The organism is Phenylobacterium sp. (assembly GCF_036263695.1).
Taxonomy (GTDB): domain Bacteria; phylum Pseudomonadota; class Alphaproteobacteria; order Caulobacterales; family Caulobacteraceae; genus Phenylobacterium.
The window spans coordinates 1-12,261 of record NZ_DATAGM010000024.1; the positions used below are offsets into that span (position 1 = coordinate 1).

14 protein-coding genes and 1 pseudogene are annotated in these 12,261 nt (G+C 72.3%); 10 read left to right on the forward strand and 5 right to left on the reverse strand.

All coding sequences use genetic code 11. The annotated features are described in order from the left end of the window. Nucleotides 1-244: 244 nt before the first annotated feature. From VHK87_RS00790 to rsmI, 5 genes are all read right to left on the reverse strand, one after another. The gene (locus VHK87_RS00790) at nt 245-1,738 is read right to left on the reverse strand and encodes a YifB family Mg chelatase-like AAA ATPase (RefSeq protein ID WP_329632992.1); all 1,494 of its coding nucleotides are present in this window, start codon (nt 1,736-1,738) and stop codon (nt 245-247) included. A 136-nt stretch (nt 1,739-1,874) separates the two neighbouring features. Next, nucleotides 1,875-2,822: a glutathione synthase gene (gshB, locus tag VHK87_RS00795; protein ID WP_329632993.1), complete on the reverse strand. Its 948-nt coding sequence runs from the start codon at nt 2,820-2,822 to the stop codon at nt 1,875-1,877. A gap of 52 nt (nt 2,823-2,874) precedes the next feature. Beyond that, nucleotides 2,875-3,690: a SirB1 family protein gene (locus tag VHK87_RS00800; protein WP_329632994.1), complete on the reverse strand. Its 816-nt coding sequence runs from the start codon at nt 3,688-3,690 to the stop codon at nt 2,875-2,877. A gap of 17 nt (nt 3,691-3,707) precedes the next feature. Continuing rightward, nucleotides 3,708-4,082, reverse strand: a complete 375-nt coding sequence (locus VHK87_RS00805) for a YraN family protein (RefSeq protein WP_329632995.1) — start codon at nt 4,080-4,082, stop codon at nt 3,708-3,710. Then, the gene (gene rsmI, locus VHK87_RS00810; protein ID WP_329633003.1) at nt 4,079-4,951 is read right to left on the reverse strand and encodes a 16S rRNA (cytidine(1402)-2'-O)-methyltransferase; all 873 of its coding nucleotides are present in this window, start codon (nt 4,949-4,951) and stop codon (nt 4,079-4,081) included. Before rsmI ends, VHK87_RS00805 begins: the two co-directional genes overlap by 4 nt. 92 nt (nt 4,952-5,043) lie before the next feature. On the opposite strand from rsmI, the gene VHK87_RS00815 reads away from it, so the two are divergent. The 10 genes and pseudogenes from VHK87_RS00815 to VHK87_RS00860 form a co-directional block, all read left to right on the forward strand. Beyond that, nucleotides 5,044-5,613: a NifU family protein gene (locus VHK87_RS00815; protein ID WP_329632996.1), complete on the forward strand. Its 570-nt coding sequence runs from the start codon at nt 5,044-5,046 to the stop codon at nt 5,611-5,613. Nucleotides 5,614-5,621: 8 nt separating this feature from the next. Continuing rightward, complete coding sequence (locus VHK87_RS00820) at nt 5,622-6,164, forward strand: hypothetical protein (protein ID WP_329632997.1); 543 nt, start codon at nt 5,622-5,624, stop codon at nt 6,162-6,164. Continuing rightward, the gene (gene tsaB, locus VHK87_RS00825; protein WP_329633004.1) at nt 6,164-6,787 is read left to right on the forward strand and encodes a tRNA (adenosine(37)-N6)-threonylcarbamoyltransferase complex dimerization subunit type 1 TsaB; all 624 of its coding nucleotides are present in this window, start codon (nt 6,164-6,166) and stop codon (nt 6,785-6,787) included. The genes VHK87_RS00820 and tsaB overlap by 1 nt, the downstream gene beginning before the upstream one ends. Beyond that, the gene (locus VHK87_RS00830) at nt 6,784-7,263 is read left to right on the forward strand and encodes an N-acetyltransferase (protein WP_329632998.1); all 480 of its coding nucleotides are present in this window, start codon (nt 6,784-6,786) and stop codon (nt 7,261-7,263) included. The genes tsaB and VHK87_RS00830 overlap by 4 nt, the downstream gene beginning before the upstream one ends. Before the next feature lie 51 nt (nt 7,264-7,314). Further along, complete coding sequence (locus VHK87_RS00835) at nt 7,315-7,686, forward strand: Fur family transcriptional regulator (RefSeq protein ID WP_329633005.1); 372 nt, start codon at nt 7,315-7,317, stop codon at nt 7,684-7,686. 204 nt (nt 7,687-7,890) lie between these two features. Beyond that, nucleotides 7,891-9,234, forward strand: a complete 1,344-nt coding sequence (gene miaB, locus VHK87_RS00840) for a tRNA (N6-isopentenyl adenosine(37)-C2)-methylthiotransferase MiaB (protein WP_329632999.1) — start codon at nt 7,891-7,893, stop codon at nt 9,232-9,234. Next, complete coding sequence (locus tag VHK87_RS00845) at nt 9,231-10,178, forward strand: PhoH family protein (protein ID WP_329633000.1); 948 nt, start codon at nt 9,231-9,233, stop codon at nt 10,176-10,178. Before miaB ends, VHK87_RS00845 begins: the two co-directional genes overlap by 4 nt. Continuing rightward, the gene (ybeY, locus tag VHK87_RS00850) at nt 10,175-10,648 is read left to right on the forward strand and encodes an rRNA maturation RNase YbeY (RefSeq protein ID WP_329633001.1); all 474 of its coding nucleotides are present in this window, start codon (nt 10,175-10,177) and stop codon (nt 10,646-10,648) included. Before VHK87_RS00845 ends, ybeY begins: the two co-directional genes overlap by 4 nt. Further along, on the forward strand, nt 10,645-11,517 hold the full coding sequence (locus VHK87_RS00855; RefSeq protein ID WP_329633002.1) for a hemolysin family protein: 873 nt from the start codon (nt 10,645-10,647) through the stop codon (nt 11,515-11,517). Before ybeY ends, VHK87_RS00855 begins: the two co-directional genes overlap by 4 nt. A gap of 5 nt (nt 11,518-11,522) precedes the next feature. Further along, nucleotides 11,523-12,261: pseudogene (locus tag VHK87_RS00860) on the forward strand (apolipoprotein N-acyltransferase); the annotation flags it as partial.

The following is a 12,261-nucleotide window of genomic DNA, read 5'->3' on the forward strand; positions in this document are numbered from 1 at the left end:
CGGCGCTGATCCGGGGCTGCGGGCCTGGGCCTATCGCTGGGCCCTGGTCATCTGGAGCTATTGCGTCCTCGGGTCCCTAGTCGTCGGGACGTATCTGTGGTCGCGCGCCACCTCGCGGCCGAGTTCCCACAGCTGATGCCCCCCAGGGCCTCATGGCGAGGCCGTCCATTCCGCCTGGGGCCCGGCCTCTGATGGCGCCGGCGACGGCGTCGGCGCGCTTCGAGGAAGCCTCACCGGGCGGCTATCAGCTCAGCGCCTCGGCCACGTGGACGCGCCGCACGGCGCCGGCGCCCTCCAGATCGGCGATGGTGCGGGCCAGGCGCAGGGTGCGGGTCCAGCCGCGGGCGGTGAGGCCGCCGGCCTCGGCGGCCCTTGTGAGCAGGGCGCGGGCTGGCGGGTCGAGGGCGCAGATGCCCTCCAGCCAATCGCCGTCCGCCTGGGCGTTCAGGACCGCCGCGCCGTTCCCGGCCGTGGCGGCGCGCTCGGCGGCCAGGGCGCGGGCGTCCGCCACCCTTGCGGCCGCCTCCGCCGTGCCTTCGGCGGGGGCCGGCAGGGCGAGATCCGCCGCGGTGACCGGCGGCACCTCGATCTGCAGGTCGATCCGGTCCATCAGCGGCCCCGAAACCCGGTGCTGGTAGTCGGACTGGCAGCGCGGCGCGCGCCCGCAGGCGCCCTTGCCCGCCCCGCCGACGCCGCAGCGGCAGGGGTTCATCGCCGCGACCAGCTGGAACCTGGCCGGATAGCGCACATGGGCGTTGGCCCGGGCGACCATCACCTCGCCGGTCTCCAGCGGCTGGCGCAGGGAATCCAGCGCCTGGGCGGAGAACTCCGGCAGCTCGTCGAGGAACAGGACGCCGTTGTGGGCCAGCGACACTTCGCCGGGCTTGGCGCGCAGGCCGCCCCCGGTGAGCGCGGCCATGCTCGCCGAGTGGTGGGGCGCTCGGAATGGCCGGGCCCTCGTCAGCTCGCCCTTGGCGATCAGGCCCGCCACTGAATGCACCATCGAGGTCTGCAGCAGCTCCTCCGGCGACAGCGGTGGGAGCAGACCTGGCAGCCGCTGGGCCATCATCGACTTGCCCGACCCCGGCGGGCCGACGAAGGAGATGTTGTGGCCGCCTGCCGCGGCGATCTCCAGCGCCCGTTTGGCGTTCTCCTGCCCCTTCACTTCGCGCAGGTCAGGGACCCGGTCGCCGTCGCGCATCCGCCCTGGCTCCGGCGCGGCGAGGATCTGGCCGCCGCGGAAGTGGTTGACGATGGCGATCAGCGACGGCGCCGCCAGGATCTTGGTCTCGCCCGCCCAGGCCGCCTCCGGCCCGCAGGCCTCCGGGCAGATCAGCCCCAGGCCCATCCCCCCAGCGGCGACCGCCGCCGGCAGCGCCCCAGCCACGCCGACGATCCGTCCATCGAGGGAGAGCTCGCCCATGGCCGCCCAGCCGTCGAGGATGTCCGGCGGCAGGACGCCCATGCCGGCCATCACCGCCAGGGCGATCGGCAGGTCGTAGTGGCTGCCCTCCTTGGGCAGGTCGGCCGGCGCCAGGTTGGCGATGATCCGCTTGCCCGGCAGCGACAGGCCCAGCCCCATGAACGCCGCCCGCACCCGCTCGCGGCTCTCGGCCACCGCCTTCCCGCCCAGGCCGACCAGGACGAAGGCGTGCTCGCCTCGGGTGAACTGCACCTCGACGTCCACCTGGCGGGCCTCGACCCCCTCGAACGCGACGGTGACGACGCGCGCCGCCATCTCACCTCCCAAGCGGAAAAGTCCTTAGTTATCCACAACCTGAGCACGCTCGGCGGCTCGGATCAAGAACAAAAGTCGAACTTACCGAGAAGATGAGACGGTTCTGTAACTTAGAGGTGCAAGCGAGCGGGAGGACTCAGCCTTCGGCCCGAAGCGCCTCAATCCGTTCCCACATGAGCTCCGCAGCGTCGACGCCGGTGAAGCGCTTCAGCTGCTGGGCGCCGGTGGGAGAGGTGACGTTAATCTCGGTGAGGTAGTCGCCGATCACGTCGATGCCGACAAACAGCAGGCCCCGGCGCTTCAGCTCCGGGCCGATGATGGCGCACAGCTCCTTGTCGCGCGCCGTCAGCTCCACGGGCCGGGCCTCGCCGCCGACCCGCAGGTTGGAGCGGATCTGCCCGGCGTTCGGCACCCGGTTGATGGCCCCCACCGGCTCGCCGTCCACCAGCAGAATCCGCTTGTCCCCCTTGGCCACGGCCGGGAGGAACTTTTGCGCGATCACCGGCTCGCGCCCGATCATCGCGTGCAGGTCGAGCAGGGCGTCGAGGTTGGGATCGTCGGCCATCAGCCGAGCCACCCCCGAGCCGCCGCCGCCGTACAGGGGCTTCAGCACGATGTCGCCGTGCCGGTCGCGGAAGTCGTAGATCGCCTGGGTGTCGGAGGTGATCAGCGTCGGCGGCTGCACGCCGGGAAAGCCGGTGACGAACAGCTTCTCCGGCGCGTTGCGCACCTCGGTGGGATTGTTCACCACGAGGGTCTTCGGGTGGATCCGCTCCAGGAAATGGGTGGAGGTGATGTAGGCCATGTCGAACGGCGGGTCTTGCCGCAGCAGCACGACGTCGTAGTCGGCCAGGTCCACCCGCTGTTCGCCGCCGAAGGTCGCGTGCGCCCCCTTCACCGGCTGGACGGTCACCGGCCGGCCGCGGGCGGTGACCTTGCCGTCCTCCAGCGCCAGCTTGTCGGGCGTGTAGACGAACAGGCTGTGCCCGCGCGCCTGGGCCGAGAGCATCATCAGGAAGGTCGTATCGCCCTCGATGTTGATCCCTTCCAGCGGGTCCATCTGGACGGCGACCTTCAGGCTCATGGGGCTCTCCTCACAGCGAAGGTGAGGACATAGGCGGCCCGGAGCCTCCGCGCTAGTTCAGGCGCAGACGAACCCGTTCGCGCTGCGCCCGGGCGGCCAGCGCCGCGCCGCCGTCGAGGGTGGTCGCTTTCGCCAGGGCCTGCAGCGCGCCGGCCAAGGCCCCCTGCCCTTCGCGGGCGGCGGCGACGTCCAGCCAGGGGCGGTGGTCCTTGGGGTCCAGCAGGGCGCGGCGCAGGGCGGCTCGCTCGGCGCGGGCGAAGTCCTTCACCGCCGCGGCCCGGGCGAAGATGTTGTTCTGCAGCCGGATCAGCACGGCCCGGTCGGGCACCGGCGCCATCAGCCGGTCGAGCCGGTCGGCGACGTTGGGCGTCAGGCCCGCGTGCAGCGCGCGGCGGGTGAGCTCGGACGGCAGCACCACCCGGCCCTCGCTGAAGGGATCGAGGGCCAGCGGCCCTTCGTCGGTCTCGATACGCAGCAGGAAATGGCCAGGGAAGTCGACGCCCTGGACCACCAGGCCACAGCGGCGGGCGACGTGCAGGTAGTAGATGCCCAGCGCCACCGGCAGGCCCTTGCGCCTAGAGGCGACGGCGATGACGTCGGCGTTGTCGGGGTCTTCGTAGGTGAAGAGGTCGCCGGCCAGCCGCAGGTCGCCCGACAGGGTCTCCGCCAGCGCCTCTTCCGGGCTCTCGCTGGACAGCCGCTGGGTCAGGCGATCGACCCCGGCCTGGGCCAGGTCGCGGGCCGACTGCGGGTCACGCTCGGGCTCTTCGTGCACCGCGCAGGCGATCGCCGCCTCCAGCAGCGGGAAGTCACCGTCGGAGGCCGCTCCGGCCTCGGTGAGGATGGTCTCGGCGTCGTTACGCGTCATTCTGATCGTGGTGTGTATCACGTGCCGTTCCAGGCGTCGGGATGATGCCTGGGGAGCTTACCCGGAGCGAGCGCGAGAAGATCGAGGCGAACCGACGCACCCGCCAGGGTAGGTCGTCGCGCCGCGATCGCCGCGCCCGCGCGGCGCAGGCGATCGCGCTGCTGGGGCGTCACCGCCTCCAGCGCTTCGATGAGGCCGGTGCGGCGCTTGACCTCGACCACCGCCAGCACCCCGCGGCGATAGGCCAGAAGGTCGATCTCCCCCTGCGGCGTGCGCAGGCGGAAGCCGAGGATCCGGTAGCCCTTCAGCATCAGCCACAGGGCGGCGAGCACTTCGCCGCGTCGGCCGGACAGGCGCGCGGCCGCGCCGCGGGCGCTGCGCACGCCGCTCATCGCTCCGCCTCCTTCAGCGCCATGGCCCGCCGGTAGAGGTCGCGACGCGACAGGCCCAGCGCCTTGGCGACTTCGGCGGCCGCGTCGGCGGGCCGCAGCCGGGTCAGGGCCTCGGCGAGGGCCGAATCAGCCTCGTCGGCGGTGGCGGCCGTCTCGCGCCCGGGCGCCACCAGCACCACGATCTCGCCTTTCGGCGCCTGCAGCGCCGGGTCGGCGGCCAGGTCCGGCAGCGGGCCGCGGATCACCGTCTCGTAGAGCTTGGTCAGCTCGCGCGCGACCACCGCCTCGCGCGCCCCGAACACCGCCGCCATGTCGGCGAGGCTCGCCGCCAGCCGCGAGCCGCCCTCGAAGAACACCAGCGTCGCCCGCACGCCCGCCACCTCCTCGAAGAAGCTGCGGCGGCCGGCCGACTTCGGCGGCGGGAAGCCTGCGAAAAGCACCCGGTCGGTTGGCAGGCCCGCCACCGACAGGCCCGCCAGCAGCGCCGAGGCGCCCGGGATCGGAAACACCTGCGCGCCGGCCTCGACCGCCTCGCGCACCAGCCGGTAGCCGGGATCAGAGATCAGCGGGGTGCCGGCGTCCGACACCAGCGCCACCCGTCCGCCCTGCGCCAGCGCCGCCAGCACCTTGGGCCGCACCCGCTCGGCGGCATGCTCGTCGTAGCGCTCGAGCTTGCCGGAGATTCCGTAGGCGGCGAGCAGCTTGCCGCTCACCCGGGTGTCCTCGGCGAGAATCAGGTCGGCCCCCTTGAGCACGTCCAGCGCCCGCAGGGTGATGTCGCGCAGGTTCCCGATCGGCGTCGCCACGATATATAGCCCCGGCGCCAGCGGCGCGTCGGACAAGGGCGGCGGGGGGACCGGATGGGCCATGGGCCAGGGATCGGCGATCCCGCGCCGGCGCGCAAGGTTGCTCGCGCCTGCGGTGACTTGCACGCGCGCCTCGCGCGGGCCACATCTTGCCCATGTTCATCCAGACCGAAGCCACCCCGAACCCCGAGGTGCTGAAGTTCCTGCCCGGCCGTGAGGTCATGGGCGAGGGCTCGCGCGATTTCCGCAATGTGGACGAGGCCGCCGCCTCGCCGCTCGCCACCGAACTGTTCGACATCGAAGGGGTGACGAGGGTCTTCTTCGGCCCCGACTTCCTGACCGTCGGCAAGCATCCTGGCGCGGCCTGGGCCCATCTGAAGGCGCCGATCCTGGCGGCCATCATGGACCACTTCACGTCCGGCGGACCGCTGTTCGAGGATGCCGGCGCCGCCGGGGGCCACGATGAGGCCACCTACGAGGGCGACACCGCCCAGGTGGTGGCCGAGATCAAGGAACTGCTCGACACCCGCATCCGCCCGGCGGTGGCTCAGGACGGCGGCGACATCCTGTTCAACCGTTTCGAGCCGGACACCGGCGTGGTGTGGCTCAACATGCGCGGCGCCTGCTCGGGCTGCCCCTCCTCCAGCGCCACCCTGAAGGCCGGCGTCGAGAACATGCTCAAGCACTACGTGCCCGAGGTCACCCGCGTCGAACAGGCGCTCTGACCGCCTCCATGCGCACGCTTCTGGCCGTCCTGGCGGGCCTTTCCACAGCGCTCGCCGCACCCGCCTTCGCGGCCGACGACGATTGGCCGGAGATCAAGTCCGCCCCGTTCGGGGCCGTGCGCCCCTGGGGCGCCTTCGCCCACTACGGCGGCCGGGCCGAGGCCGCCTACACCCGCGGCGTGACGATCTATGCGACGAAGGCCGGCGCGGCGCCGGTGCTGGTCGCCCGCCGCGTGCGGGCGCAGGGCGGGCCAGCGTATGTCGACTGGACCGATTCCCGCAGCTGTCCTCAGCTCGCCGAGGCCGCCCGGCGGCTCGAGCAGCTGGCGATGCCGGGGCTGGATGTGCCCGGGATCGGGAAGAGCGCGCCCGCAGGGCCCTCCGCCGACGGGGACAGCTATCTGCTCTGGGCCGACGACGCCCGCTGGCGCAACGGCCGCCGCGCCTCGTTGGAGGTGCGCGGCTCCGACGGCTCGGCGCTGGCCGACTGGATGCAGGACGCCTTCCGAAGGCTCGACGGCTGCTGGCGCCTCGAGCGCCCCAGCCTGTGATCGTCCTGGGCATCGACACCTGCCTCGGCGCCTGCGCGGCCGCCGTGCTAAAGGACGGCGAGCTGCTGACCGCCCGCAGCGAGCCGATGACCCGCGGCCACCAGGAACGCCTGGCCCCTCTGGTTCAGGCGGTGATGGCGCAGGCGGGCGTGGCGTTCGCAGACCTCTCCCGCGTGGGCGTCACCATCGGCCCCGGGTCCTTCACCGGCCTCCGGGTCGGGCTGGCCTTCGCCAAAGGGCTGGGCGCGGCGCTGGAAATTCCGGTGTCGGGCGTCGGAACGCTCGCCGCGCTCGCCCAACCGGTAGCCGGATCGGTGGTCGCGGCCATCGACGCCAAGCGGGGCCAGGTCTACCTGCAGGCCTTCGCCGACGGAGCGGCGGTCAGCGCCCCTGACGTCCTGCCCGTCGAGACGGCCTTCGCCCGGGTGGTCGAGATGGCCGCCGCCGGCGCGCCCACCTTGGTGGGGCCCGGCGCGGCGCTGCTCGCGCCGGCCGCGCCGGGCGCGCAGGTGATCGAAACCGAGGCCGCCGATCCCGCCGCGGTCGCCCGGCTGGCGACGGCCGGCGGGGCGGCCCGACCGCTCTACCTGCGGGCGCCCGACGCCCGCCTGCCGGGGGCATGAAGCTGCGCATCGCCGGGCCCGACGACGCCGAGCTGCTGGCGGCCCTGCACGCCACGGCCTTCGAGGCGCCCTGGCCCGCGGGTCTGATCGCCGATCTGATCGCCACGCCCGGGGCAGGCGCGCTGGTGATCGAGGACGAGGCGCCCCAGGCGATGATCCTGTTCCGGGCCGCCGGGGGCGAGAGCGAGGTTCTGACGCTCGCGGTGGACCCCCGCCGGCGGCGCGAAGGCCTGGGCGGGCTGCTGGTCGAGGCGGCTTCGGCGCTGGCCCGGGAGGCGGGCGCGGAGGCCCTGTTCCTGGAGGTGGCGCACGACAACGCCGCCGCCATCGGCCTTTACCAGCGGGCCGGGTTCGCCGAGGTCGGCCGCCGCCCCGGCTACTACGACCGCGGCGGGGGCGCGCGGGCCGACGCCCTGGTGATGCGGCGCGATCTTAACAGCACGCCTCCGAACCCCTATCCTGCCGGCGGAACTTGAGGAGGGACCAGCGTGAGCGGCCGTATCGAAGCGCTCTGCGCCGAAAAGGGCATGCGCATGACCGAGCAGCGCCGGGTGATCGCCCGCGTGCTGTCCGAAGCGCATGACCACCCGGACGTGGAGGAGCTCTACCGCCGCGCCCACGCCGTGGACCCGCACATCTCCATCGCCACCGTCTACCGGACCGTCCGGCTATTCGAAGAAAGCGGCATCATCGCCCGCCACGACTTCCGCGACGGCCGCTCGCGCTACGAAGAGGCGACCGAGACCCACCACGACCACCTGATCGACATGAAGACCGGCAAGGTGGTGGAGTTCGTGGACCCCGAGATCGAGGCGCTGCAGGAGGCCATCGCCCGCAAGCTCGGCTACAAGCTGGTCGACCACCGGCTCGAGCTCTACGGCGTGCCGATCGAGGAGTGACTCTTTCCCTCCCCTTCAGGGGAGGGTGGACGCGAGCATCGCGAGCGGACGCGTGGGGGAGTCTCCCGCCCGCACGACCGCGGGGCCTCCAGCACCCTGCAAGCTCCTCACTCCCCCACCCGTCCCGTCGCTTCGCTCCGGGCCACCCTCCCCTGAAGGGGAGGGAAGCTTGCACCTCCGCGTCAGGACACCCATAACCGCGGCATGTCCGAGAGCGCGCCCGCCAAGGGCCTCTACATCAAGACCTACGGCTGTCAGATGAACGTCTACGACAGCGAGCGCATGGCCGACGTGCTGGCGCCGCTGGGCTATGGCGTGGTGGACGATCCGGCCAAGGCGGACCTGGTGGTGCTGAACACCTGCCACATCCGCGAGAAGGCGACCGAGAAGGTCTATTCCGAGCTCGGCGTCATCAAGCGCCTGAAGCAGGAGAAGGCCGCGGCCGGCTCGGCCATGACCATCGCCGTGGCGGGGTGCGTCGCCCAGGCCGAGGGCGAGGAAATCATGCGCCGCCAGCCGGCGGTGGACCTGGTGGTCGGGCCCCAGGCCTACCACCAGCTGCCCGAACTGATCGCCCGCGCCCACCGCGCCCGGGGCGAGCGGCTGGCCGCCGACTTCGCCGCCGAAGACAAGTTCGACGCCCTGCCGACCGAGCGGCGCGCCTCCGGCGTCACAGCCTTCCTGACCGTGCAGGAGGGCTGCGACAAGTTCTGCACCTTCTGCGTGGTGCCCTACACCCGCGGCGCCGAGTGGTCCCGCACCCCGGAGGCGATCGAGGCGGAGGCCCGCAGCCTGGCGGAGGCCGGCGTGCGCGAGGTCACCCTGCTGGGCCAGAACGTCAACGCCTACAACGCGGGCGGGCTGACCCTGGCCGGCCTGGTGCGGCGGCTGGCCAAGATCCCGGGCCTGGACCGCATCCGCTATACGACCAGCCACCCCAAGGACATGGGCGAGGATCTGATCGCCGCCCACGGCGAGGTGGAGGCCCTGATGCCCTACCTTCACCTGCCGGTGCAGTCGGGCTCGGACAGGATCCTGCGGGCGATGAACCGCGCCCACACGGCCGAAAGCTACCTGCGGCTGGTGGAGAAGATCCGCGCCGCGCGGCCGGACATCGCCCTCTCCGGCGACTTCATCGTCGGCTTCCCCGGCGAGACCGAAGCCGATTTCGACAAGACCTTGCAGATCGTCCGCGACGCCGGCTACGCCAGCGCCTTCTCCTTCAAGTATTCGCGCCGCCCCGGCACCCCAGCCGCCGCCCTGCCCGGTCAGGTGCCGGGCGAGGTGAAGGAGGAGCGGCTGGCTCGCCTGCAGGCCCTGCTCGACGAGCAGCAGCGCGCCTTCAATGTCGCCCAGGAAGGCCGCACCTTGCCGGTGCTGTTCGAGAAGCTCGGCCGCCATGCGGGTCAGCTCATCGGCCGCAGCCCCTATCTGCAGTCGGTGCACGTCAGCGCGCCGGATCGCCTGATCGGCCAGATCGTTTCTGTGAAAATCGCAAGCGCGGCCAGGAACAGCCTGGCCGGCGAACTCATCATGGAGACCGCTTGAGCCGCGCCCCTGAGTTCATCTCCCTGTCCGACGCGGCCGTGCGCGCCGTCTCTGGGGCCGGGAGCCGCCACGCCGCCCTGATCGAGGACGCGTTCGGCGTGCTGGTGGAAACCCCCGGCGGCGGCGTCTCGCTGAGCGGCGACACCCGAGCCCGGGCGGCCGCCAAGCGCGCCGTGCAGGCCATCGCCGACCGGGCCGACCAAGGTCTGGAGATCGGCGAGGCGGACGTGCGCGTGGCCATCGGCAACGCCCGCACCGGCCAGCAGGGTCCGGCCCTGCCCTCCGGCCGACGCGGCCAGGTGGCGCCCAAGACCGCCGCCCAGGCCCGCTACCTGGAGTGCCTGGCCCGCTGCGACCTGGTGTTCGGCCTGGGCCCCGCCGGCACCGGCAAGACCTTCCTGGCCGTCGCCCATGGGGCGGGCCTCTTGATGCGCGGCGAGGTCGACCGGCTGATCGTGTCCCGCCCTGCGGTCGAGGCCGGCGAGCGGCTGGGCTTCCTGCCCGGCGACCTGGCCGAAAAGGTCGACCCCTACATGGCCCCCGTCTGGGAGGCCCTGACCGACATCATGGGCGTCGAGCAGTTCCGCCGCCGCCGCGAGAAGGGCGAGATCGAGCTGGCCCCCATCGCCTTCATGCGCGGCCGCACCCTTAGCCACGCCTACATCATCGTCGACGAGGCCCAGAACGCGACCCGCCTGCAGATGAAGATGGTGCTGACCCGGATCGGCGAGGGCGCGCGGATGGTGGTCACCGGCGACCCCACCCAGATCGACCTGGTCAACTCAACCGACTCCGGCTTGGCCCACGCGGTCGGCCTGCTGGACGGGGTCAAGGGCGTCGGCGTCGCCCGCTTCGCCACCGAGGACGTGGTGCGCCACCCGATGGTGGAGCGGATCGTCCGCGCCTACGAGGCCGACGCGGCCAAGCAAAGGCGCAAGGATTGATCGAAGTCCAGATCGACGACGACGCCTGGCTCGACGCCCTGCCCGAGGTGAAGAAGCTCGGCTTCGCGGCGGCCGACGCGGCGCTGTCCTTCCTGCCTCCTGAGATGGGCGAGGACCTGGGCCTGGTCGTCTTCCTCACCGACGACGAGACGGTCCGCGACCTCAACGAGCGCTTCCGCGGCAAGGACAAGCCGACCAACGTGCTGTCCTTCCCGTCCCCGACCGGCAACCCGGAAGGCCACATCGGCGACATCGCCCTGGCCTACGGCGTCTGCGCGCGGGAGGCGAATGAGCAGAACAAGACGCTGGCCCAGCACCTGCAGCATCTCGTGGTGCACGGGGTGCTGCATCTAGTAGGATACGACCACGAGACCGACGAGGAGGCCGACAAGATGGAGGGCCTCGAACGGATCATCCTGGAAGGGCTGGGCGTCCCCGATCCCTACGCGGCCGGGGCCAGGGAAGCATGACGGACGAGGACGACCAGAGTACCTCCGGGCTCGCGACGCCCAGGCCAAGCCGGGGGCTGCGGGCCCTGTTCCGCAAGCTGAGACATCGCGACGGCGAAGCGGACGCCGTCTCCCACCCGCCGTCGAACGGCGCCGACCTCGTCAACCAGGCCGCCGCCTTCCAGTCGCTGACCGTCGAGGATGTGATGACGCCCCGGGCCGACATCATCGCCCAGGAGCTCTCCACCCCCTTCCACGAGGTGGTCGAACGGTTCGTCGAGGCCGAGCACTCGCGCATGCCGATCTTCCGCGAGACCCTCGATGAACCCGTCGGCGTGGTCCACGTGAAGGACATCTTCCGACTGCTGGCGAGCGACGCGGCCCGGCCCGCCGCGGACGAGCCCGTGCTGCAGCGTGTAAGGCGCGACGTCCTCTACGTCCCAGGTTCGATGCGCGCCGCCGACCTGCTGCTGCGCATGCAGACCTCCCGCCAGCACATGGCCCTGGTGATCGACGAGTTCGGCGGCACCGATGGCCTCGTCACCCTTGAGGATCTGGTCGAATCCGTCGTCGGCGAGATCGAGGACGAGCACGACGAAGCGGCCGCCGTCACCATCGTCCCTCGCCCCGGCGGGGTGTTCGAGGCTGACGCGCGCGCGCCGCTCGAGGATCTCGAGGCGGCGCTCGGCGCCGACCTGGCGTCGCCCGACCTGGAGGAGGAGATCGACACCGTCGCCGGACTGGTCACCGCGCTCGCCGGCCGGGTGCCCCAGCGCGGCGAAGTCATCACCCATCCCGGCGGCTATGAGCTGCAGGTACTCGACGCCGACCCCCGGCGGGTCAAGCGCGTCCGCATCACGCCGTCGGCCCGGCCGCAGCTGCCCGAGTGACGGCCATTCGCCTCGGCAAGTTGCTCTCCAGCCGCTGGGGCGTGCTCGCCCTGGGCGTCCTGGCCGGCTTGGCCGCGGGCCTCGCCCATCCGCCGTTCGGCGTGCTGCCGGGCCTCCTCGGGTTCGCCGCCCTGTTGACGCTGGTGGACCACGCCGACGCCGCGCGCCCGCTGCGCTCGGCCTTCTTCCGCGGCTGGGCGGGCGGGCTGGGCTACTTCGCCATAAGCGTCTGGTGGATCACCGAGGCCTTCCTGGTGGAAATCGAGCTGCACGGCTGGATGGCCCCGTTCGCCCTGGTCTTCCTGTCCGGCGGGCTGGCGCTGTTCTTCGGCCTGGCGGGGCTGCTCTACCGGGCGAGCCGCGCCCAGGGCCCCTGGCGGGTGCTGGTGTTCGCCGGCGCGTTCGCGCTTCTGGAGTGGGTGCGCGGCCACATCTTCACGGGCTTCCCGTGGAACCTGCCGGGCGAGGCCTGGCGGGCCGGCGGGCCGCCCTCGCAGGCCGCCGCCCTGGTCGGCGCCTACGGCCTGACCTGGATCACGGTGGCCATCGCCGCCGCGCCCGCGACGCTGTTCGACAGGGGCGGCCGCATCGCACGGCTCGCGCCGGCCGGCCTGGCGCTGGCGGCGCTGGCCGGCCTCTACGGGTTCGGCGCGGCGCGGCTCGCCGGGGCGGCGCAACCGGCCGCCGACGCGCCGGTGATCCGCATCGTCCAGGCCAACATCGACCAGAAGGAGAAGTGGCGGC